The organism is Acinetobacter sp. YH12068_T (genome assembly GCF_024606005.1).
Classification (GTDB): domain Bacteria; phylum Pseudomonadota; class Gammaproteobacteria; order Pseudomonadales; family Moraxellaceae; genus Acinetobacter; species Acinetobacter amyesii.
Genome location: NZ_CP094555.1, coordinates 394,385 through 418,037 on the forward strand (window position 1 = coordinate 394,385; position 23,653 = coordinate 418,037).

Annotated in this window: 22 protein-coding genes; 13 read left to right on the plus strand and 9 right to left on the minus strand. The window is 42.2% G+C overall.

What is annotated here, in order from left to right:
* Nucleotides 1-114: 114 nt before the first annotated feature.
* A complete protein-coding gene (locus MST18_RS01895; protein WP_078189319.1) occupies nt 115-327 on the plus strand; it encodes a DUF1737 domain-containing protein in 213 nt (70 codons plus the stop codon).
* Here MST18_RS01895 and MST18_RS01900 read toward each other — a convergent pair.
* From MST18_RS01900 to MST18_RS01910, 3 genes are all read right to left on the minus strand, one after another.
* On the minus strand, nt 324-755 hold the full coding sequence (locus MST18_RS01900; protein ID WP_180133455.1) for a hypothetical protein: 432 nt from the start codon (nt 753-755) through the stop codon (nt 324-326). The two genes, MST18_RS01895 and MST18_RS01900, sit on opposite strands and share 4 nt — an antisense overlap.
* A 123-nt stretch (nt 756-878) precedes the next feature.
* Nucleotides 879-2,237 carry an MATE family efflux transporter gene (locus MST18_RS01905; protein WP_306674307.1) on the minus strand — a complete coding sequence of 453 codons (1,359 nt, stop codon included), beginning with the start codon at nt 2,235-2,237 and terminating at the stop codon, nt 879-881.
* 41 nt (nt 2,238-2,278) lie between these two features.
* Nucleotides 2,279-2,737 (minus strand): DMT family transporter, encoded by a 459-nt coding sequence (locus tag MST18_RS01910; protein WP_180003411.1) that lies wholly within the window; start codon nt 2,735-2,737, stop codon nt 2,279-2,281.
* 125 nt (nt 2,738-2,862) lie between these two features.
* On the opposite strand from MST18_RS01910, the gene hemW reads away from it, so the two are divergent.
* A complete protein-coding gene (gene hemW / locus MST18_RS01915; protein ID WP_180133456.1) occupies nt 2,863-4,017 on the plus strand; it encodes a radical SAM family heme chaperone HemW in 1,155 nt (384 codons plus the stop codon).
* Nucleotides 4,018-4,150: 133 nt separating this feature from the next.
* Nucleotides 4,151-4,558 carry a hypothetical protein gene (locus MST18_RS01920; RefSeq protein WP_180133457.1) on the plus strand — a complete coding sequence of 136 codons (408 nt, stop codon included), beginning with the start codon at nt 4,151-4,153 and terminating at the stop codon, nt 4,556-4,558.
* A gap of 42 nt (nt 4,559-4,600) precedes the next feature.
* On the opposite strand, the gene MST18_RS01925 is transcribed toward MST18_RS01920, so the two are convergent.
* Nucleotides 4,601-4,903: a hypothetical protein gene (locus tag MST18_RS01925; RefSeq protein ID WP_180133458.1), complete on the minus strand. Its 303-nt coding sequence runs from the start codon at nt 4,901-4,903 to the stop codon at nt 4,601-4,603.
* 344 nt (nt 4,904-5,247) lie between these two features.
* The gene (locus tag MST18_RS01930) at nt 5,248-7,071 is read right to left on the minus strand and encodes an acyl-CoA dehydrogenase C-terminal domain-containing protein (RefSeq protein WP_180133459.1); all 1,824 of its coding nucleotides are present in this window, start codon (nt 7,069-7,071) and stop codon (nt 5,248-5,250) included.
* A 230-nt stretch (nt 7,072-7,301) separates the two neighbouring features.
* On the opposite strand from MST18_RS01930, the gene MST18_RS01935 reads away from it, so the two are divergent.
* Entirely contained in the window at nt 7,302-9,812 is a 2,511-nt protein-coding gene (locus tag MST18_RS01935) for a hypothetical protein (protein ID WP_180133460.1), read from the plus strand.
* Nucleotides 9,813-9,898: 86 nt separating this feature from the next.
* On the opposite strand, the gene aroE is transcribed toward MST18_RS01935, so the two are convergent.
* From aroE to hemF, 3 genes are all read right to left on the minus strand, one after another.
* The gene (aroE, locus tag MST18_RS01940; protein ID WP_180133461.1) at nt 9,899-10,687 is read right to left on the minus strand and encodes a shikimate dehydrogenase; all 789 of its coding nucleotides are present in this window, start codon (nt 10,685-10,687) and stop codon (nt 9,899-9,901) included.
* 102 nt (nt 10,688-10,789) lie between these two features.
* Entirely contained in the window at nt 10,790-11,011 is a 222-nt protein-coding gene (locus MST18_RS01945) for a hypothetical protein (protein ID WP_078189308.1), read from the minus strand.
* A 231-nt stretch (nt 11,012-11,242) separates the two neighbouring features.
* Nucleotides 11,243-12,184, minus strand: coding sequence for an oxygen-dependent coproporphyrinogen oxidase (gene hemF / locus MST18_RS01950; protein ID WP_180035647.1), 942 nt, complete (start codon nt 12,182-12,184; stop codon nt 11,243-11,245).
* Nucleotides 12,185-12,461: 277 nt separating this feature from the next.
* Between hemF and hemN the strand changes: the two genes are divergently transcribed.
* Nucleotides 12,462-13,835: an oxygen-independent coproporphyrinogen III oxidase gene (gene hemN / locus MST18_RS01955; RefSeq protein ID WP_180133462.1), complete on the plus strand. Its 1,374-nt coding sequence runs from the start codon at nt 12,462-12,464 to the stop codon at nt 13,833-13,835.
* 95 nt (nt 13,836-13,930) lie between these two features.
* Here the strand turns inward: hemN and ribA are convergent, their stop codons facing one another.
* Nucleotides 13,931-14,533: a GTP cyclohydrolase II gene (gene ribA / locus MST18_RS01960; protein WP_168379100.1), complete on the minus strand. Its 603-nt coding sequence runs from the start codon at nt 14,531-14,533 to the stop codon at nt 13,931-13,933.
* A gap of 311 nt (nt 14,534-14,844) precedes the next feature.
* Between ribA and dxs the strand changes: the two genes are divergently transcribed.
* The 8 genes from dxs (at nt 14,845) to MST18_RS02000 (ending at nt 23,605) form a co-directional block, all read left to right on the plus strand.
* Complete coding sequence (gene dxs / locus MST18_RS01965; protein WP_180024334.1) at nt 14,845-16,755, plus strand: 1-deoxy-D-xylulose-5-phosphate synthase; 1,911 nt, start codon at nt 14,845-14,847, stop codon at nt 16,753-16,755.
* Nucleotides 16,756-16,867: 112 nt separating this feature from the next.
* The gene (locus tag MST18_RS01970) at nt 16,868-17,698 is read left to right on the plus strand and encodes an inositol monophosphatase family protein (protein ID WP_180133463.1); all 831 of its coding nucleotides are present in this window, start codon (nt 16,868-16,870) and stop codon (nt 17,696-17,698) included.
* A gap of 457 nt (nt 17,699-18,155) precedes the next feature.
* Nucleotides 18,156-19,967 carry a DEAD/DEAH box helicase gene (locus MST18_RS01975; RefSeq protein WP_078189302.1) on the plus strand — a complete coding sequence of 604 codons (1,812 nt, stop codon included), beginning with the start codon at nt 18,156-18,158 and terminating at the stop codon, nt 19,965-19,967.
* Between the two features lie 407 nt (nt 19,968-20,374).
* Nucleotides 20,375-21,193 carry an ABC transporter ATP-binding protein gene (locus tag MST18_RS01980; RefSeq protein ID WP_218955368.1) on the plus strand — a complete coding sequence of 273 codons (819 nt, stop codon included), beginning with the start codon at nt 20,375-20,377 and terminating at the stop codon, nt 21,191-21,193.
* Nucleotides 21,190-21,969 (plus strand): lipid asymmetry maintenance ABC transporter permease subunit MlaE, encoded by a 780-nt coding sequence (gene mlaE / locus MST18_RS01985; protein WP_078189301.1) that lies wholly within the window; start codon nt 21,190-21,192, stop codon nt 21,967-21,969. The genes MST18_RS01980 and mlaE overlap by 4 nt, the downstream gene beginning before the upstream one ends.
* The gene (locus MST18_RS01990; RefSeq protein WP_180133465.1) at nt 21,969-22,649 is read left to right on the plus strand and encodes an outer membrane lipid asymmetry maintenance protein MlaD; all 681 of its coding nucleotides are present in this window, start codon (nt 21,969-21,971) and stop codon (nt 22,647-22,649) included. The genes mlaE and MST18_RS01990 overlap by 1 nt, the downstream gene beginning before the upstream one ends.
* Before the next feature lie 17 nt (nt 22,650-22,666).
* Entirely contained in the window at nt 22,667-23,302 is a 636-nt protein-coding gene (locus MST18_RS01995; RefSeq protein WP_078189299.1) for a phospholipid-binding protein MlaC, read from the plus strand.
* A 39-nt stretch (nt 23,303-23,341) separates the two neighbouring features.
* A complete protein-coding gene (locus tag MST18_RS02000; protein ID WP_218948628.1) occupies nt 23,342-23,605 on the plus strand; it encodes a lipid asymmetry maintenance protein MlaB in 264 nt (87 codons plus the stop codon).
* Nucleotides 23,606-23,653: the final 48 nt, after the last annotated feature.

Genomic DNA, 23,653 nt, shown 5'->3' on the forward strand with positions numbered 1-23,653 from the left:
TATTTCCATTGATAAAATGATGGGCAAAAATGTAAATACTGAAAATAATTCAGGCAAATTTAAGCCACGCGCTGAATGGTTTAAAATATCGCGTCGCTAGAAGAGAACTGAACGATGAAAGTGTATCGCTATTTAACCGGTAAAGATGATGTCAATTTCTGTGCCCGTGTGACCAAAGCTTTAAATGAAGGCTATGAATTGTATGGCTCACCAACCATGAGTTTTAATGGGACAGATGTGATCGTCGGGCAGGCGATCGTGAAAGACGTAGAGGACGACAGCCAAGTGCCACAAGGTTTAAAAAATGCCATCGAGGCGCTTAATTAGTTGGTTTTTGCTGCTTCGCTAGATTCAGTTTTTTCCAGTTCTAAATGTGGACTGAGATATTTACTGCATTGGTTATGGTGTAAATTTTCATTCAAGGTGATGAGGTTTTGCGTCACGATAAAATCCTGATCATCCGCAGAGGCAAACTTTTGATTGGCCTTGATGAAGTCCTGATAGGTGTATGCCATACCAGTCTGCTGACAACTTAATTTTAAACGTGTGGTATATGAGTCCGCTTGTTGTTCATGATAAAAGCGAAAGGCTGTCCAAAGTGCTTGATTGATGTAATCAAATTCGGGTTGTGATTGGACTTTGATGGGTGCGTGATATAAAGGAAATTCATGTCGGTTGATCGTTTGTTCAGCTTGTAGTGACATGGAAAAGCTCAAGCTCAGACAGAGACTGATCGAGCGAAATACATGGGACATGTTTATTTTCCTCTTCTTCGTGCTTTTTATTTATGGCGTTGCTATGCAGCGTGTTAATTTGCATTAATCTTCTGCATAGCGTAGCCGTATTTTTAAGTAACTTTTTAGATGATTTTTAAGGGCTTATCCCGCTTGAGCTAAACGTTTATTCATCATAAATAAACGTGTAAGTAGCAGTATACAGGCGACAGTCAGACCCACAATTAGGCCAATCCAAACGCCTGCAGCACCAGTCGTGGTGAAGCGTGCAAGATAGATCCCGACAGGGAAGGCAATGATCCAATACGCGATCATGGTGATCCACATCGGCCCTTTAGTGTCTTGCATGCCGCGTAAACACCCTGCGGCACTGACTTGCCATGCATCCATTAACTGATAGGCAATCGCGAACAAGACCAAATATACTGCAAGCTGAGTCACATCATAGTCATTGGTATACAGTGACACAATTTCATTACGTAAAAGCCAAAGCAGTAGCATGGTAATCAGGGCAAATACCGTCCCTGTCAACATACCGACTTTCTGGACTTTTCGCATAGCCAGCCAGTTCTTTTCCCCATAATAGGTACCGACCCGAATGGTCAGCGCAATCGCCAGTGACATGGGAATCATAAACAATTGCGAGGTAATCGAAATGGCGACTTGATGCGCTGCAATGGTAACTTCGCCTAAGGGACTCAACACAATAGCGGCTGTACTAAAAATACTGACTTCAAAGAAAATGGCTAAGCCAATAGGAAAGCCGAGTTTTAAAATACGTTTGATCCATTCACTGTTCATTTTTTCAAAAGCAGCGAAAGGTTGGGTTTTTTGATAGGCCGATCCTTTGAAAACGTACATCGCCAAAGCAAAGAACATTAACCATTGCAAAATCGCGGTGGCAAATCCACATCCAGCAGAACCCAGTTCAGGGACTGGGCCTAAACCATACATAAAAATAAAGTTCAGTGGAATTAACACCAATAAGGCCAGCAGACTCAGCACAGTGACTGGACGTGGATGCCCCAATGCTTCTGAGTAACCACGTAAAGCTGCGTACATGGTGACAGCAGGCATACCTAAACTAATGGCGTGTAAGAATAAGCTCGCCTTCGGAAGTAATACTTCAGGGACACCTAATAACGGTAAAAGCAGCGGCATAGCTTGTAAGACTAATGCGGCAATGATCCCTAAAAATAATGCGAGCCACAAAGACTGACGGGCGATGGTGGCAATTTTTTCAGGCGTGCGAGCACCATTGGCTTCTGCCACTAATGGGGTGGTTGCAATCATAATGCCGCTGAACAGCAGCATGACCGGTATCCATAAACCGACCCCGACCGCAATGGCTGCAAGGTCATTGGCGGACATGTGTCCAGCCATGATGGTATCAATGAGACCAAATCCCGCTTGCGCAAACTGCGTGATCAATATCGGGATCATTAAATGAAACAGTTGTTTTAATTCATACTTGCTGCTTGTTACAGCCGTGACAGTAGACACAGAATGTACTCATTTCTTGTGAGGTGCTTAGGAATGAGGTCTTAGCGTTGGAAAGTGAGAAGCACACCAATAAAAATCACCACGCCACCCAATAAGCGTTGCCAGTTAATCGGGGTTTTTTCAGTGCCGAGCAAGCCAAAATGGTCAAATACCATCGACATTAAGATCTGTCCAAAAATAATCAGACCGGAGAGGGATAAAAAACCCAGTTTCGGTGCGGTATAAATACTGATACTGATGGCATAAACACCCAAACATCCCCCTAGCCATAAATACCAAGGGATTTGAGCAAAACTTGCAAAGTCCGGTTTTTCGGCCGATTGAAAAAACACCATAAAGGCGAGGACTATTGTACCAACCAAAAAAGAAAAAAGGGCAGCTTGCAGCGGTGAATATAAATATTCACGCAATTGGCTGTTGATCGCTGTTTGAATGGTCATGGCGATACCAACACCCATCGCGAGCGGCAGTAAGTACAATAAATGGCTGCTTATTTTCATCTTCTAATCATCTAATTCTTCTTTAATTTTATTAGTCTACTGTATTGTGGATGAGATTTCATAAGCGCTCTGATGCAGTCATGTTAAAATGCGCTTACTTCTTTTGTTCCTTTTGAGCATTTTCCTTGGCTGAATTAAATCCTGCAGTTGTTCCGTTATCTTTATACATTCACATGCCGTGGTGTGTGCGCAAATGTCCATACTGTGACTTTAATTCGCATGCGGTGCCGAATGGTGAATTGTCTTTAGACTTAGAACAAGAATATTTACAGGCGTTGGTTGAAGACTTTAAAACGCAAGTCGATTTTGCTCAGGGTCGCCTGATTCATAGTGTATTTATTGGTGGGGGTACACCATCGCTCATTTCATCCAAAGGCTATCAATGGTTATTTGCTCAACTCAAAGCGTTAGTGCCATTTGAAGCAGACTGTGAAATTACCTTGGAAGCCAATCCGGGCACGGTTGAGCACGATCCTTTTGCCGGTTATTTAGATGCAGGGATTAATCGTCTATCTATCGGTGTGCAAAGTTTTAATACCGACCAGCTGAAAAAACTGGGCCGGATTCATTCGAATGATGATGCGATTTCTGCCATTCAGCATGCAAAAGAGGCGGGTTTTGAACGCGTAAATGTCGACTTGATGCATGGCCTGCCTGAACAAACCATTGAGCAAGCACTGTTGGATTTAAAACTTGCTGTTGAAAATGGCGCAACGCATGTGTCGTGGTATCAGTTGACCATTGAACCTAATACGGTTTTCTTTCGCACAAAACCGATTTTACCTGTCGATGATGTGCTTGAAGAGATTCAAGCGCAAGGTGAAGCCTATTTAACAGCGCAAGGCTTTATCAATTATGAAGTGTCGGCTTGGCGTAAAGAAAAGCCGTCGGCCCACAATTTAAATTACTGGCAGTTTGGCGATTATTTGGCGATTGGCGCAGGCGCGCATGGCAAAGTGACCATGCCAGACGGGGTGTATCGTTTCCAAAAAACCCGATTGCCGAAAGACTATTTAGCCAAAGTACCTGCTGAACATCTTCAGTTTAAGCGCATCGAAGCAGCCGACATGCCTTTTGAATTTATGATGAATGCACTTCGTTTAAATCATGGGGTGGAAGCCAAGCTATATAGCGAGCGTACAGGGGAAAGTTTAGAGCCGATTGCCGAGTTATTGAACTCATTACGTGAACGTAAATTGATGGTCAGTGATCCAACACTTTTGTCTTGTACCGAGCAGGGACATATCTTTTTAAATTCAGTATTGGAAGAATTCCTGTAATGAAAGCTATGTCAAACTTGTTTTAAAATTTGAGCGACAAGTAATTTTTCATATTTCGAATGTAATTTGCAGAATGTGTATGAAATTATTCAATTGATAATTGAATTTACATGGCATAAAGGAACTTCAGAAAATGAAATATATTTTAACTGCGACGTTATTAACTATAGCTTTGGTGGGTTGCACCGATAAAAAAGCACCATCAGAACAAAATGTTGCAACAGAGGCAACGGCCACAACTGCACAAACAAACGATGTTGCAGTAGCTCAAGATGAGCAAGTGATTCACTTTACAGGGCCACAAGATCTAAGCCTTGAGTTAAAAACCAAAGATAATTTTGAAACCGCACAATTGACTGATGATTCTGATCGTGTGTATGAATTGAAACGAGCAGTTTCAGGAAGTGGTGTACGACTTGCCAACGACCAAGGTGTTTCAATTCACTTTAAGAACTTTAATGGTGTGAATGAAGGCACAGTTGAGTTGGTAAAAGATAAACCCATAGAGATTAAAGAATTTATTGCTGATAAAGCAAAGTAAATATTAAAAAAGACCGCATGAGCGGTCTTTTTTTAATTTAGCTTAACGATGTTTCGGTGGCATTGGCGGTAATTTATGCTGCGAAGCAGGTTTGTGTTGATTGCCTTTAAAAGCTACTGCCTTATGATTTTGTTTGGCAAATTTTGCATGAGCTTGTTGATGCTCTTTTTTCACTATTTGCGGCCCAGCAGGTTTGTGATGTGTTGCTTTAGGCGGTACAGGTTTTTTATCGAAGTGTGCAGCAGGTGGCGGATTTTTATGATCGAATGCAGGCGCTGCCATTGGAGACATTGTCGCAGTTATTGCAATCAGACCAATCATTAATGAAGACATCAATTTTTTCATGGTTACGCTCTTTATGAATCAATGAAGTCATCATAGGGGGAGGCTATGGAGAAGATATGAAGTTGTATGAGATACAAATGTAAAGCTAAAATTATGGAGTTAAATTTACTTTAAGTATTTAATATTTATTAAATAAAATTATGTTTTGGCGATAAGGTGTTCTATTTTTGTTGAAAAATACAACAATATTTCTCCATATAAAGTTCATCTTTATACATTGTTATTACCTCTTGAAGAAATTAAGAATACTACTCGTAATTCCTATAGATCAAAATTAAAAGAGAAGACAATAAAAAGACCGCCGAAGCGGTCTTTTTATAGAGTCATTTAACTCGGTTTAAAGCTTAGTAGTCAAAGCTAAAGTGTTCAGGAGCCAAAGAAGTCATGGTCTTCGATGGGTTAACCATTGCTTCAGCGTGACCTTGTGAGCGTGGTAATAGACGTTCAAAGTAGAAGTCAGCCACTTTGATTTTTGCTTTATAGAACTCAGGAACTTCTGCACCATTGCCTTCTGCTAATTTTTCAGAAGCTACGGCAGCTTGTTGTGCCCAGAAATAAGCCATCATCACGTAGCCAGAGAACATCAAGAAATCTACAGATGCAGAAGACACGATGTCACGGTCTTTACGTGCTGCAAGCATGATACGAACCGTTAATGCATTCCACTGTGCGCAAAGCTTCGTTAAGTCCCACGCAAAACGACGCATGTATTTGTTACGTGCATGTTGACCACAGAACTTCAAGATTTCTGCTGTGTAGTCACGAATCACTTTACCTTTAGAGGTCAACAGAACTTTACGACCAATCAAGTCTAGTGCTTGAACACCGGTTGTGCCTTCGTAGAGAGTAGAGATACGTGAGTCACGAACGATTTGTTCCATGCCCCATTCTTTAATATAACCATGACCACCGTATACTTGCATACCATGGTTTGCAGCTTCATAACCCATTTCGGTTAAGAAACCTTTGAGAATCGGTGTGTAGAAGCCTAAGTGGTCATCATGTGCTTCAAACGCTGCTGTATCACCGCGGGTTAAAGCATCAGTCATTTTGTCCGCAATTTGAGCTGCATAGTAAATCATTGAACGGCCGCCTTCAGCGATCGCTTTTTGAGTTAAAAGCATACGACGTACGTCTGCATGGTGAATAATCGCATCGGCTACTTTTTCAGGATCTTTTTTACCTGAAAGTGCGCGCATAGACATACGTTCTTTGGCGTATGGAAGTGCGCCTTGGAATGCCAATTCAGCATGTGCAATGCCTTGAATTGCTGTACCAATACGTGCAGTGTTCATAAAGGTAAACATTGCATGTAGGCCTTTGTGTTTTTCACCGATCAAGTAACCAATGGCATTGTCAAAGTTCAGCACAGCTGTTGCTGAAGCACGGATCCCCATTTTGTGTTCAATCGAACCACAAGTCACTGGGTTGCGTTCGCCCACTGAACCGTCTGCTTTCACAAGGAATTTTGGAACGATGAACAATGAGATCCCTTTAGTACCTGCCGGAGCATCTGGAAGACGAGCAAGTACGATATGCACGATGTTATCTGTTAAATCATGCTCACCCGCAGAGATGAAGATTTTTGTACCAGAAATTGCATAGCTACCGTCAGCTTGAGGTTCCACTTTGGTTTTTACCTGACCTAAGTCGGTACCGCATTGAGGTTCAGTTAAGCACATGGTGCCTGACCAAGTTCCAGCAACAAGGTTCGGTAAATATTGGTTTTTTTGTTCTTCTGAACCAAATTGTAGAATGGTGTTGATACAACCTACGCTGAGACCCGGATACATTTGGAATGACCAGTTTGCTGTACCCATCATTTCAGATTTGATGAGATTCAACGACTGTGGCAAGTTTTGACCGCCAAATTCTTCAGGGAAAGACAGACCTTGCCAGCCACCCTGTACAAATTGGTCATAGGCTTCTTTAAACCCTTTTGGTGTTTTCACATCACCATTTTCAAAATGACAGCCTTCTTCATCACCCGTTTGGTTTAAAGGTGAAAGGATGTTTTCACAAAAATCCGCTGCACCTTCTAAAATCATGTCGACAGTATCTGCATCAGCAGCTTCACCATTAGACAAAGTTTTGTAGTGTGCTGGGTAATCGAGCACTTCATTCATTAAGAAACGAATATCGTGTAAAGGCGCTTTATATGCAGGCATAGTCTTAATCCTAATATCTAAATTTTTTTGGATTATCTGTATTGATGATTTGATTATTCATAATTTCATCCAAAAAACATTGATGAATACGCCCTTAAAAAATGTCAGAAAGGCGAATTGTAATATTTAACCAACATGTGAAAAGTAAACTTCTGATAGACTGGGTGTTGATCTTTTGATCATTTTTTTCTTTTAATAAATCATAAAGAACTTAGGTCTTTCGTACAATTATGCGATTAAAATATATAACACTTTGTTTACTGGGTTTGAGCATTACTGGGTGTGCTCAACATGTCATAAAAACCAATTCAACGGAGCAGTCTCTCGGGCAACAAGCCACTCAAGGCTTAAACGCAATGTTTGAAAATGCCAGTTATGACATGAAAGGGCAATTTTCAATTCAGACCGATATTCAGTTCGATGAAAAAAAGCCTGAAACCAAGTCAAAACCTGCGATAAGCACACAGCCAGAGCTGGATCCTAAACTTAAAAAACAACTGGATCAGTTGATTAAAACCCAAAATATTCCATTTAGCCAAAAAGAAAAGAAACAGCTCTATCAAGCGATTGCCAATGAATCGATCCCACCATCAGCGCGCTATAGCGATGAAGAGGATGGCGTTTCTCCGCAATCCAAAATTGCACAATCACTACTGAATGTGTTGAATGATTTACAGTTTAGCTATAGCGGTTCAGTACATTTTAGAGAAAAACTTGCTGCCTTAACCTTGCAATTGAGTTATCAAAAACCGACTTTGCAGGTGAATGCACAGTTGCCGATGATCATTGATTTTAATCAACATAAATTTTATACCAACTACTTTGCGTTCATGCCGTTTATGGTAAATCGTGAAAGCCAAAGCAGCTTGGCTTATGTGGATTTTTCAAAACATAAAGACACGATTGCTCAGTACGATTTGAAAAAATTTGCTGACTATTTAAAACAAATGAATGCTTTGCCTTATGTCTTGGCAGAGCCGAATCAAGTGCAAAATATTGCTTTAACACGTGATGAAAAAAATGCAGGGCTGACTAAAAAAATCCGCTATGTGGGTGATCTTAATGCGCTATACACCCAGCTTGAACTTTTCGATTTTGTGAACGCCAACTATTACACCACGCAAATCAAAGGTCAGCGTAATAGTGACGCCGAGCAAGATGAATCTGTGGACGCTGCTGTGCATCAGAGTGCTTCCGAAGAGGCGATGGCTGCGGCTGAAGCGGAGGGAGGGACTGCAGTAGCGGCAGCAGCTGAGGATGAAGACTATGATGCGGCTTATGCATCTGTAGAACGTGTGAATGAGCTGCTCAATGCGAAAATGCATGGCCTGATGTATCACCAACACGAAACGCAAGAAGAACAAACGTCTTCTGCAGCTGAATCTGCTGAATACGCGATCGATACTGCAAGTGCATATGCGGAGGCGACCGCGGGTGATGACGAAGAAGCCTATAGTACGGATACTGAAGTAACCGAAGCTTATGCGGCTTCAGAAGAAGATGATGAAACAGCGAACTTATCTGAGGAAGTCTGTCAAGCCTTGATGAACACCAAACAGGTGCCGATTGGTAAAGTCACGCTGTGTCAGGATTATCAAGATGTTCGGGTGATACCGCTGCAAACAGATTCTGTACCATCGGCTTCTGCTGCGGACGCATCCAATACAGATTCAGAGATTTCGGATGCTGTTGAGCAGTTAAAACCAGTATTCCAGCAATATCAAAGTGAACAACTTATCGATGTAAAACAATTTCAGCAATTATGGCAAAAGCATCAAGCTGAAATTGCGCAGGTGCTGAATGCACAGGATAAATCATCTTCGAATGTTGTGATGGATGTAGGCTTAGATCACAAAGGCCGCGTCCAAGTAATGGACTATCAATTGGCCTTTAATGAGCCACGTTTAGGTCAATTAAAGCTGAAAAGTAGCAACCAAATCTTGAATTATGGCAATGCGACTAAAATTGATCGTCAAGCCATGAAACAGGCAAAATCCATTGAGGAAGTCAGTAAAGATTCACTCTTTGAAAATATGTTGAAAGGTCTGCTTGCACCAATCACGGGAAATGATCCTCTGCTTGTTGAAGCAGAAACTGCATCGGTTGATGATGTCCGTGCTGCAAATGAAGAAATCGAACTTCCTGAATATCTCAGTACTGTGGCATTGCAAAGTTATAAACGTCATCAATCTGAAGTGAAAGCCTATCAAGCGGCATTTGTCGTGGCATTTGCTAATTATCGCGCTCAGTATGTGCGTTATTACTCAGCCAATGATTTGAATGAAATTGCTGAAGTTTATGCATATCGATTTGTTGATGGCTTAAAAGAGCCAACAGGCAATGCGCTGAAACGTTTAAATCAATTACGTGATAAGCATGCTTTGCATCGCTATCAAGACTTTGATGACTTAGGTTCTTCAGTCAATCATTATGTGCAGTCGGGGATTGGTGAGTACAAAGCTCAGGTTGAATGGAAGCAGTTGCAAAAAACCTATAAGACTGATCAGGCGATTTTTGCACATTTATATCAACAAAACTTTTTAGCTAGCTATGAACTGGAAGGAACTGAAAAAGCGCATTTGGTGAAAGCATCAAAAATCTATGCGCAAGCCTTTGCTGATGATATCAAAGGAAAATTATCAGAAGCGTCATTGCAAGGCCTAGCAGCAGAACACGAAGAGTTGTTCAGCCAATCGGCTTATTATGAGACTTATAAGGCGATACAAAAACATAAGAAGTAAGTTGGATCAAAAAAAGAACCTCAATTGAGGTTCTTTTTTTAGGTGTTTAGCCTGCTCAGAAAGTGAATTGAGCAAATCATTTTGAATTATAGAAAGTCTTTTAGATCAGGTTTAATGCCATTCCAAATGGAAAAAGATTCGATTGCTTGACCAACCAACATGCCAAAACCTTCTGAGGTTGGAACATGGCGTGCTTTGGCTTGATCCAAAAATGTCGATGGTTTGCCATAGGCCATTTCATAGGCGTGGGTGAATTGTAAAGCTTCAGGCAAAATTAGCGGATCACCCGTTAAGCTGGCCGATGTGGCATTAATCACCAGATCAAATTGACCAGCTAAGTCGGTGAGGGCAATGGCTGCAAGTTCGGCATTCGGTACGGCAGTTTTTAAGTCAGCGACCAATTGTTCAGCACGTGCAAGGGTACGATTTGCAATCACAATTTTTTTCGCACCTGCCTGAACCAATGGATAAATGACACCACGAGTTGCGCCACCTGCACCAATGATTAAAATATCCGTATTTTTGAGCGACCAGTCTAAGGCATGAATGGCATTCACCAAGCCTTGACCATCAGTATTATCACCGTGTAATTGACCATCTTGCATCCATAATGTATTGACCGCACCTGCAATTTTGGCACGTTCAGTAAGGACGGCACATTGTGCATAGGCTTGTTCTTTAAATGGAACAGTGACATTCATACCGATGCCACCTTCGGCAAAGAAGGATTCGATACTGTGCTGAAAACCATCGAGTGGCGCAAGTCGTTTGCTGTACTGAATGTCGAGGCCTGTTTTTTCAGCGAAGGCATGATGAAGTTCAGGTGAGCGTGATTGTTCAATCGGGTTGCCAATCACTGCAAATTGTTTGCTCATTGCACAGCGTCCATGTAGATGTGAAAGAGCAGACAATATACGCCAAAACCGAAGATGGCTAAAGTTCGGGCAGTCTTAAAATCGTGAAATAAAGGAGGAAAATTAAGGATTACAAATATCTAAGACGCTTTGAATCAAGATGCTGGCAGCACTGATGACTAAACCAATCAAGGCAACCACCATGAAGCCAATAGCCAAATTGTCATTCAAAGACGTTTCGGAAAAAATATTAGTACTGATAGCGCTGATCAGCACAACAGCAAAGCTCCAAAACACCAAGGCAGTAAGACTGACTGCTTTTTTATTGAGTGTTTGATGTGTCATGTGCGTTGTACTCCGTACAAGAAAGTTACAGCCATGAGTTTATTGACACATTGTGCAATGACATAGCGTAAAGCTGTTTAAAAGATGTGTCATTGTTGAGCAATATGATTACAAAGTAAATGCTTAAAAAATTTATTTATGCATCAAGATATTACCTAGAAATATAAATACTTTAATTAAAAGGCAATGAAAAGCCCCTGATGGACAGAGGCAAATACATGTCTATCTATTTTATTTCAATATATTAAGCCAATCATGCGGTTTTAAATAAAAGTCGGTGAGCTTTTTCTCTGGAGAATTTTCTTCCCATTCAGGACGATATGACCAGCCCGCCAAAGGTGGCATACTTACTAAAATGGATTCAATACGCCCACCAGTTTGTAAACCAAATAAGGTGCCACGGTCATACACTAGGTTATATTCAACGTAACGACCACGACGGTAAAGTTGGAAGTCTCGTTGTGCTTCGGTATAGGCTTTGTCTTGGTTTCTTTGGAAGATTGGTAAAATCGCCTCTAAATAACCATTACCCACGGCCTGCATATATTTGAAACAGGTTTCAAAGTCCCATTGGTTGAGATCATCAAAGAATAAACCGCCCACACCACGTTGTTCATCACGGTGTTTGAGATAAAAATAGTCATCACACCATTTTTTATGTTCATCATAGAGTGTATCGCTAAATGGGGCACAAAGATCATGGGCAGTTTGATGCCAAGACAAGACATCTTCATCATTTGGATAAAATGGAGTGAGGTCAAAACCACCGCCAAACCACCAAATCGGATCTTGTCCTTCTTTTTCCGCGACAAATAAACGCACATTGGCATGTGAGGTTGGGACGTTGGGGTTTTTCGGGTGAATTACCAACGACACGCCCATGGCTTGCGCTTTTGCACCTGCAATAGCGGGATGGCGTTCAGTCGCAGAGGCGGGTAATTTTGAAATATTGATGTGCGAGAACATCACACCGCCTTTTTCAATCACCGTTCCATTTTGAAGAACACGTGAGCGACCACCACCACCTTCAGGGCGTTCCCAGTCATCGATCGCAAATTCGGCACTTCCGCCACCAGCACGTTCTTGCTGTTCCAATGCGGCACAAATCCGTGCCTGTAAATCGCGAAGGAATTCATCTACACGTTGAATATCGGCTGAAGTTGGATTCTGCATGGTGACCTTTATTAAAATAATTTAAAGATAAGTGTCATCAAAGCATAAATTACGTGAAAACTTAAGGCATTTTTCCCGATACTCAGCATCGGATCTTTGCTTTAAATCTAGATATCTAGTGATTAAACCAAAAGATCATGCAAAGTTAGCAGCAATTGCTCCGGCTGAAATTGGGCCTATTCCGACAAATTTGCTAGGTTGAATTCACATCTGAAGCTCAGCACAATAATCATAAGGTAGATTTAAATTGAATCTCATTGATTGAAATGGTGCATCGATGTCTCAGCAGGCGAGTTCTTTAATTCAAAAATACAATGTACCAGGTCCACGCTATACCAGTTATCCAACCGTACCTTATTGGGAGGAAGCTGAGTTTTCATTGCAACAGTGGAAACAGGGATTGAAGCGTTCATTTGATGAGACTAATCACAGCGAAGGCATCAGTCTGTACATCCATCTACCATTTTGTGAAAGCTTATGTACGTTTTGTGGTTGCCATAAAAAAGTCACGAAAAAACATGAGATGGAGCTGCCTTATATTCAGGCGGTGCTGAAAGAATGGGATTTATATTGTCAGCTCTTGGTCGACCGGCCAATAATTAAAGAAATTCATTTGGGCGGGGGAACGCCTACTTTCTTTTCTCCTGAGCATCTCACCCAGTTGATTCAAGGGATTTTGGCTCACGCAACAGTTGCAGATCAGCATGAATTTAGTTTTGAAGGCCACCCCAACAATACCACACGCGAACATTTACAATCCTTGTTTGATTTGGGCTTTCGACGCGTAAGTTATGGAGTGCAGGATTATAATGAGAAGGTGCAAAAAGCCATCCACCGTATTCAGCCCTTTGCACATGTTGAACAAGTGACACAGTGGGCACGTGATATTGGCTATACCTCTATTTCGCATGACTTGGTTTTTGGTTTGCCATTTCAGGATTTAAACGACGTGTTGCATACCATTGAACAGACCAATCGTTTGATGCCAGATCGTCTAGCCTTTTATAGCTATGCACATGTGCCGTGGATTAAAGGTAATGGTCAGCGTGGTTTTAAAGATGCCGATGTCCCGAAAGATGATTTAAAGCGTCAATGCTATGAAGAAGGTAAAAAACAGCTACTGGCGCAAGGCTATCATGAAATTGGGATGGATCATTTTGCATTAACCCAAGATCCGATGTATCAGGCTTTTCAGCAGGGCAGTTTGCACCGTAATTTTATGGGCTATACCGCATCGAAAACCCAACTGATGATTGGTCTCGGCTTATCTTCGATCAGTGATAGTTGGTACAGCTTTGCACAAAATGAAAAGAAAATTGAAGACTATTATTCACGTTTAGAGCAAAACCAAATTCCTGTTTATCGAGGTCATGTGCTGACTGAAGAAGACTTGATTATCCGTAAACATATTCTGAATTTGATGTGTACATTCCATACTTCGTGGGCAAATACAGACATGCAATTTCCAGAAATTGATGAAGTGGTTGCACAATTAACAGAAATGCAGGCGGATGGATTATTAGAGTTGGGTGATCAGAGCATCCAAATTACCGAAAAAGGCAAACCTTTTGTACGTAATATCTGCATGGCTTTTGACTTAAGGTTAAAACGCCGTGTGCCGGAAAATCGTATTTTTTCGATGACGATTTGAATTTCCCCTAACCCCTCTTTAAATAAAGAGGGGAAAGCCTCCCTTTTGTAAAGGGAGGTTTGGAGGGATTTATAGATGGAGAATTTAAAGGACTTTTAAAAATCGTCCTTTTGATACATATGCGACATACGATCATGTTTGGTTTTTAAATATTGTTCGTTGAATGGATTTAAACCCACAGTCAGCGGAACACGATCAACGACATTCACGCCTTGCTCTTGGAGCGCTTCAATTTTTAATGGGTTATTGGTAATGAGACGCACAGCCGTAATGTTGAGATGATTCAACATGATAGGGCACATATCATAACGACGTGCATCGGCAGGAAGATCCAATAATAAATTGGCATCCACTGTGTCATGGCCTTGGTCTTGTAGGGCATAAGCACGGATTTTATTGGTTAAACCAATACCACGACCTTCTTGGCGCAAATATAAAATCACCCCTTGACCTGCTTCATTAATTAATTTTTGGGTCGCTTGAAGCTGTGGGCCGCAGTCACATTTGAGTGAAGCGAAGGCATCACCGGTGAGGCATTCGGAGTGGATACGAACTAAAACAGGTTCAGTGGGAGCTTGTTCTAGTCCTTTAGAGAGTGCGACGTGTTCTTCACCGGTTTCAGGATCCTGAAAAACCGTAATATTGAATTCACCAAAAGCGGTCGGTAATCTTGACGTTGCGACAAATTCTATAGGCACTGCTTAACCCGTTTATTCGATTATAAATTGGCTAAAGTATAGCGTAATGCTTGGACATTGGTAGAATTGCAACGACGAATTTATGCAGAACATTTTCTTTTTTGTATAAAGCGAACGATAATAGTTGATAAATAGGAAGATTATTCAGGATAATCTGACTCATTCAAAATCTCCCCAACGAGATCATTGCTAAAAATTACATCGCTACAAGTTTGGCTGATTGTAAGGTGATACAATTCGACGATATGATCGAGTTACCCATTTAGACCGAGCTTAGGAATTTGCCAGGCTTTAGAAGGCTTTGCCACATTATGCTGTATAAAGAAATACCATTTCAACGCCCTGTAACACCGTTGCTGGATACGATTAACCATCCTCAACAACTTCGTTTACTCGAGCGCAGCCAATTAGAGCAAGTGGCGGATGAGTTACGTCAATTTATTTTGTATGCGGCCGGACAAAGTGGTGGGCATTTTGGTGCCAATCTTGGGGTGATCGAATTAACCGTGGCATTGCATTACTGTTTTGATACGCCACGTGATCGTCTGATTTGGGATGTGGGTCATCAAGCCTATCCGCATAAAGCCTTAACTGGTCGTCGTGAACAATTAGTGACGATTCGTGCCAAAGATGGTTTGGCTGCGTTTCCTGCCCGTGAAGAATCTGAATTTGACACCTTCGGTGTAGGCCATTCATCAACCGCGATTTCTGCTGGTCTTGGGATGTCATTGGCACGTCGCTTCAAGCAAGATCCCTGTCATGTGGTTGCAATCGTGGGTGATGGCGCGATGACAGCGGGCATGGCTTTTGAAGCCATGAACGATGCGGTGGCACACAATGCTGACCTCATGGTGGTATTGAACGACAACGATATGTCGATCTCATGCAGTACAGGTGGTTTTGCTAAGCATTTGGCTGCGATTTGGGAAAGTGGTCAATCGGTGAATATTTCTGAAAATGGCGAAGCTTATATTCAACCTCATCCTGAATGGGCGTATAACTCACGCCTACATTGTGCTGCGACCGATGCTGCAGACAACCTATTTAAAGCCATTGGCTTTGACTACTTTGGTCCTTTTGATGGGCACGATGTTGAACAATTAACACACGTGTTTGAAGCCTTAAAAAAACGCAAAGGCCCACGTTTAATGCATGTCTATACCAAAAAAGGTAAAGGCTTTGCACCTGCCGAAGCAGATCAAATTAAATACCATGCCATCAGTAAACTGAATGCACCTGCTGCTGTGGCAACTGCACCGAAATATTCAGATGTTTTTGGTCAGTGGTTATGTGATGAAGCTGTACAGGATGATCGTTTATTAGCGATTACTCCTGCGATGTGTGAAGGCTCAGGCATGGTGCAATTTGCAAAGCAGTTCCCTGAGCGTTTTTTTGATGTTGCCATTGCAGAACAACATGCGGTGACTTTGGCTGCGGGTATGGCCTGTGAAGGGGTAAAACCGGTTGTTGCAATCTATTCAACCTTTTTACAACGTGGTTATGACCAACTGATTCATGACGTCGCTTTGCAAAATCTTGATGTGACATTTGGTATCGACCGTGCAGGTTTGGTTGGTGAAGATGGCCCAACGCATGCCGGTGCATATGATTATGCCTTTATGCGTACCGTGCCGAACATGGTGATCATGGCGCCGAAAGACGAAAATGAATGTCGTCAAATGTTGCATACGGCTTATTTGTATAAAGGCCCAGCGGCAGTACGTTACCCACGAGGTAATGGACTAGGTGTTGAGATTCAGCAAGAGATGACCGAGCTTGAAATTGGCCGTGGTGAAGTTCTTGCAAACTTCAATGATCAGCAAGATGCAACAATTTCGATTTTAGCATTTGGTAGCCGTGTTCAGGCAGCGGTTGAGGCGGCTGAAGTATTGGCTGAAAAACTGGATGTTGCAGTTCGTGTGCTAAATATGCGTTTTGTAAAACCATTAGATACACAGTTGATCGATCAAATCGCGGCAAGCACGCAACTATTTGTGACAGTTGAAGAGCATGCAGTGATGGCGGGTGCGGGTAGTGCGGTAAATGAATATTTAGCGCAGGCTAGTATTGTTAAACCGATGCTGAATTTAGGTTTGTCAGATGAATTTATGCATCAGGCGACACATGCTCAAATGCTACAACAAGCTGGACTAGATGCTGAAGGCATTATCACTTCTGTGACACAAAGCTGGATAAAACATAAGTCAACTGTAGTTTGCTGAATTTCTAATTTTTAGAAACATTTTTTCCCTAAAAGCCCTTATATTTGATAAGATATAAGGGCTTTTATGCATTATTCTTTATCAGTATCTTCAAATTTGTAGTGGGTGTTCAATGGAACCTATGGTGGTTATGGCTGCGCGTGCGGCTCAATTAGTTGGTCAAGAGCTTTTAAAAGCGCATCAAAATCGTCATAAACTCGATCTACAAGTCGAAGAAAAAGGAATTGATGGTCCAGTAACGCGTGTAGACCGTTATTTGGAACAATTGACCATCGATACCCTACGTAAAAGCTATAAAAATCACAGTTTCCTAGGCGAAGAGTTTGGTCTTCAAGAAGGTAAAGGTCATGACGCTGATTGGTGTTGGATCATCGACCCACTTGATGGCACATTAAACTTCGTTAATGGTGTTCCACATTTCTGTATCTCTATCGCAGTTCAACATAAAGGTGTAACTCAACACGGCGTTATTTATGACCCTGTGAAAGATGAGTTGTTCTCTGCAAGCCGTGGTCGCGGTGCGATGATGAACCAACGCCGTATTCGTGTAAATGTAAAAGACAGCTTAGAAAACACTTTCCTTTCAGTGGGTCATGCGTATCGTAAAATTCGTAATGGCGAAGTGGTTTCTTATGCGAAAAACCATTTCAACTCATTGTTAAATGTGACTGAAGCCGGTGCTCAATACCGTCGTTCAGGTTCTGCTGCTCTTGATCTAGCATATGTTGCTGCAGGTCGTTTCGATGGTTATTTCGAACTTGGTTTGAAACCATGGGACATCGCTGCGGGCGAACTTATTGTGAAAGAAGCGGGTGGTACTGTGGTTGATGCTCGTGGTGGTAACGATTCAATGGACAATGGTCAAGTACTTGCATGTTCTATGAAAATGCTTAAACCACTTATGCAAGCTGTTGTTCCAGCTTGGGGTGAAGCTGTTAAATAATAGAACACTTAGTTCGAGTTTATTGACAGAATAATGAAATAAAGCCCTCTTTATGAGGGCTTTATTTTTGTCTAGTCGGTCAAAAATAATGGCTTAAATACCTATAATTTAAAGCTTCTTACAAAAAACATTCTGAAGTTGACTAAAACAGGTGACATTTAAAAACTTTCTGCTATAATCCCCGCACGCACTAAATTTCGTTCATTACCTGAACATTCTCTTCTATCATTGTGTATGCGCGTTCCGGTCCAAAGAGAGGACGATATTTCGCGCCCCACCCAATCGCTAAGCGATTCCTTCAGGTTGCGGCTGTAATCATGTGTGCGTTATACACATCGTCGTTCTCGGATCGCCGCTGATTCTATATTTTCAGCGTCTTTTGCTGTGCCGCTTTTTGCCGATGTCCATCTGAATTTATATTTTTAATGGAGCACCCATTTTTGGGGTGAAATACTCTATGAGCAAAACTTTTGCTGATTTTCCTTTACATGAGTCGTTACAACTAGCATTACAAGGTCTAGGCTTTACTACTCCGACTCCAGTGCAAGAACAATCAATTCCAGCTGCATTAGAAGGTAAAGACCTTCTTGTATCAAGCCAAACTGGTTCTGGTAAAACTGCTGCATTCTTACTCCCAACTGTGAATGCTTTGGCTGGTCAAGACACTTTGATGTCTTTCAAAGAGCGCATGAAAGCGGTAACTGCACCGTCTATTCTTGTACTTTGCCCTACACGTGAATTGGCTCAACAGGTTAGCCAAGACGCAATTGCTTTAGTACGTCATATGAAAGGTGTTCGTATTGCTGCAATTATGGGTGGTATGCCTTTCGGTAAACAAATTCAACAGCTTAAAGGTGCACAAGTTGTCGTAGCGACTCCAGGTCGTTTACTTGACTTGGTTAACCGTCGTCAAATTAAACTAGACAACGTTGATGCGTTAATCGTTGACGAAGCTGACCGTATGCTTGACTTAGGTTTCTCTGAAGACCTAGAAGCGATCAGCGACTTGGCTGCTAACCGTAAACAAACATTAATGTTCTCTGCAACATTTGCGCCGCGTATCATTACACTTGCAGAACGCATGATGAATGATCCACAGCGTATTGCGATTGAAACTGGTCACTCTACAAATACTGACATTACTCAGACTCTTCATTGGACTGACGGTTTCGAACACAAGAAAAAACTTTTGACTCACTGGTTATCTGATGAGTCTGTAGATCAAGCAGTTGTATTCGCATCTACCCAAGAAGATACAGATATGTTGGCTGAAGAACTTGCAGAAGCAGGTCACTCAGTTGTCGCTCTTCATGGTGCAATGCCGCAAACTGTACGTAACCGTCGTTTACGTAGCATTCGTGAAGGTCGTGCAAAAATCTTAGTTGCGACTGACGTTGCTGCACGTGGTCTAGACGTACCAACTATTTCTCACGTAATTAACTTCGGTCTTCCAATGAAGAACGAAGACTATGTACACCGTATCGGTCGTACAGGTCGTGCGGGCCGTACTGGTAACGCGATTACTTTAGCGACTTACCGTGAACGCGGTAAAATCCGTGCTTTAGAAGACTTCTTAGACGCACGTTTAAATGTATCTGAAATTGAAGGTCTTGAGCCATCTCCACCTCCTGCACGCGGTAGCCGTGATGGCGGTCGTGGTCGTCGTGATGGCGGTCGCGGTGGTCGTGGTGGTTTCGGTGGCGGTCGTCGTTTTGAAGGTGAATCAAACTTCAAACGTCGTGAAGGCAACCGTGATGGCGAACGTCGTTCATTCGGTGGCGAAGATCGTCCACGTCGCGAATATAACAACGATCGTCCACGTCGTGAAGGTGGTTTTGAAGATCGTCCACGTCGCGAATTTAACAACGATCGTCCACGTCGTGAAGGCGGTTTCGAAGATCGTCCACGTCGTGAATTTAACAACGATCGTCCACGTCGTGAAGGCGGTTTTGAAGATCGTCCACGTCGCGAATTTAACAGCGATCGTCCACGTCGTGAAGGTGGTTTTGACCGTCGTTCTAACGATGACAACCGTGGTAACCGTGTAGATTACAAACCAGCTCGTGAAGGTTATGGCGATCGTCCAAAACGTTCATTTGGTGAAGATCGTCCACGTCGTGAATTCAACGGTGACCGTCCTCAACGTTCATTTGGTGAAGATCGTCCAAAACGTTTCGGCGATGACCGTCCAAAACGTTTCGGTGATGATAAACCACGTGGCGAACGCACTTTCGGTGAAGACCGTCCACGTCGTAAATTCAATGACTAATTGAATTTCGAAAGAAATATCGAAAAAACCGGTGGAAACACCGGTTTTTTTTATGGATTTAAATTAGCTTTTTAATCAGAAAAATGTATACTTGATCAAACTTTATGTGTTTAATGATAATTAATATGAACGGAAACGCGTTGGCAAATATGCGTACAGTGATGATCGAGGTACTTATGCCTTATATCGGTTTGACACTCTTATTGTGTAATATCGTTTACTATATATACAATTATTTTAACTAAATTCTTCTATTGGGTTGAAAGCAGCCTCTATAAAATCGCATTAATAATAAAAAACAATTTACCTGATGGAATGCAGGGATATGCGCCCATGCAATGGTAACATTTTAAACTTCAATCCTTTATAGTATGCATGCTGAAAAAAATGCAGGAAAATCCTCAGCTATGAATAATCAAACGTCTTCTCAGACTCAGGCACTGATCGAAGTGAAAAACCTGAGTTTTAAGCGAGGAGAGCGCGTCATTTATGACAATGTCAGTTTAAAAATTCGTCGTGGTCAGATCACTGCAATTATGGGTCCATCTGGTACAGGTAAAACGACTTTACTCCGTTTAATTGGTGGTCAATTGACTCCCGATAATGGAGAAGTGTTGCTTGATGGGCAGGACATTGCACAGATGTCACGTCAGGAGCTCTTCACTGCGCGTGCGCGTATGGGGATGTTGTTTCAGAGCGGCGCATTATTTACCGATATGTCGGTATACGAAAACGTAGCCTTTCCGATTCGTGCGCATACCAAGTTGCCAGAGCATTTGATCGCTGAAATTGTTGCGTTGAAATTAGAGTCTGTTGGTTTACGTGGCGCAGAACAAATGATGCCCTCTGAACTATCGGGTGGTATGAATCGTCGTGTGGCTTTGGCCCGTGCTATTGCACTGGATCCTGAGTTAATCATGTATGACGAACCTTTTGCTGGACAAGACCCGATTGTGATGGGGGTTTTAACTCGCTTGATTCGTTCGCTACGTGAAGCTTTAGATTTAACTACGATTATTGTCTCGCATGATGTGGCTGAAACATTATCAATTGCAGATTACATCTATGTGGTGGCTGAAGGGAAAGTGCAGGGCGAGGGAACACCTGAGCAGTTAAAAGCACATGCCTCGCCTTTTGTGAAGCAGTTCTTGACGGGTTCGGTAGAAGGTCCGGTCGATTATCAATTCAGTCATCAGCCCTATTTAAATCATGAGGTTCGTTCATGAATGCTATTGCCGCATTAGGTAGACGCGTCATTGAACGTGTTCGAGGAATCGGCGTAGCAACCATTATGTTGCTGCAGATTCTTTTTTCCATGCCGACTTTACTTGGCGTGAAATTGTTTATTTATCAGATGTACCGTGTTGGTGTGCTTTCATTACTGATTATTGTGGTATCTGGCTTATTTATTGGCTCGGTACTGGGTTTGCAAATGTATAGCATTCTGTCGACCTTTGGTAGTGAAGCAATGCTCGGTACCGCCGTTGCACTGACTTTACTGCGTGAACTTGCACCTGTGGTGGCGGCTTTACTCTTTGCAGGTCGTGCAGGCTCTGCTTTGACGGCTGAAATTGGTTTGATGAAAGCCACTGAGCAGTTGTCGAGTATGGAAATGATCGGGGTCGATCCCTTAAAACGGGTGATCTCGCCTCGACTTTGGGCCGGTATTTTTAGCTTGCCAATGTTGTCGGTGATTTTCGCTGCGGTCGGCATCATGGGCGGTAAATTGGTGGGTGTTGATTTTCTGGGTGCAGATGAAGGCTCTTATTGGAGTGGCATCGAGAACAGTGTGCAATTCTTTAAAGACGTCTTTAATGGCACCATCATCAAAAGTTTTGTTTTTGCATTAATTTGTACTTGGATTGCGGTCTATCAGGGTTATGCCTGTGTCCCAACTTCAGAAGGTATTGCAACGTCGACCACGCGTACTGTCGTGTATTCTTCGTTGTGTGTTTTAGGTTCAGATTTCGTGTTGACTGCGGTCATGTTCGGAGGTATTTAATGAAATCACGTACGAGTGAACTGGCCGTCGGTTTTTTTGTCATTCTGTTTGCTATCGCTATTTTCTTCTTGGCGATGCGTGTGAGTGGTTTGATCGGCAATAACATCGAAGACAGTTATGAATTGACCGCGACATTTGAAAATGTAAACGGGATTAAACCCCGTGCCAAAGTCACCTTAAGTGGTGTCAAAGTTGGTCAAGTGGAATCATTGAAACTCGATCCTGTGACGCGCTTAGTGACAGCACATCTGATTATGGATGGCTCATTAACCTCTTATAACGCAGAACAGTTAAAAGAAGTGCAAAAGAATGCACTCGAAGAACTGCGTTACACATCAGACTATGAAGCAGCAACACCTGCGAAACAAAAAGAAATGGAACAGCAACTGATTGCTAACATGAAATCCATCACCAATATCGATGAAGATGCTTACATTATGGTGGCAACCAATGGTTTATTGGGCGAGAAATATTTGAAAATTGTACCGGGTGGTGGTGTCAACTTCTTAAAACGTGGTGACCAAATTGGTAATACCCAAGGTACGATGGAAATCGAAGATTTGGTGTCTAAATTTGTGACCGGTGGTGCAGGGAACAAATCTGACAACACAGCAGATGCTGAACAAAAAACAGAAGCTGCTGACACAACAACGGCAGAAGAACCTGCATTTGTTGAATAATTTTTAGGAGAAATTAAGTGAACACATTGTTAAAACATACGCTTACAGCAAGTATCTTATCAACTATGATGGCAGGTACAGCTTTTGCTGCTCCAAGCGAAGCACCACCTGCATTTGTAAAAAAAGTGGCTGATGGCCTCATTACACGTTTAAAAGCAGACCACGCAAAACTACAAAATAACCCTGCGGCTGTGAAAACGATTGTTCGTCAAAACTTAGACCCGTATATCGATTCACAAGCGTTCACACGTATTGTGATGGGTACGTATGCAACGAATCAATACAGCTCAGCGGCTCAACGTGCGCAGTTTGAACGTAACTTCCGTGCAACACTGATCGAAAACTATGGTTCAGCTTTTGCTAAGTTTAGTAACCAAACATATAGCATGCGTCCTTATAAAGCATCGAACAGTAAGAACCCTGTTGTAACGATTGATTTCCATAACAACGGTGAAAAAATTCCAGTCTCTTTCCAGTTGGCGGATAAAGGTTCACAATGGAAAATCCGTAATATCAACGTTTCGGGTATCGATCTAGGCTTACAATTCCGTAATCAGTTTGCGGCGACTGTAAAACGTAATGGCGGTAACATTGATAAAGCAATTGCGAACTTCAAACCTGATGCTGATGCAGCATTAGACAAGAAAAAATAAGATAGGTGATGTGTGATTAAACTTCATCAACAAGAATTGATGGTTTCAGGCAAAATCGATTACAACAATGCCGAATTGTATTATCAAGACGGCTTGAAATTGATTCAACAGCAGCAGCAAGCTTTTCCCTTAGTGGTCAATCTTGCTGAGCTTGAGCATGGCAGTACTTTGGCTTTAGCTGTTTTGGTCCGTTGGTTACGTCAAACGCCAAAAGCGCAAGGTTTACAGTTTAAAGCAGTCCCTGAAAAAATGATGAAGATTATTCAAGCCTGTCATCTTGAGCATGACTTGCAATTGATCTAAAAAAAAGCACCGTAAGGTGCTTTTTTTATTTTAGCGGGACAAGAAACT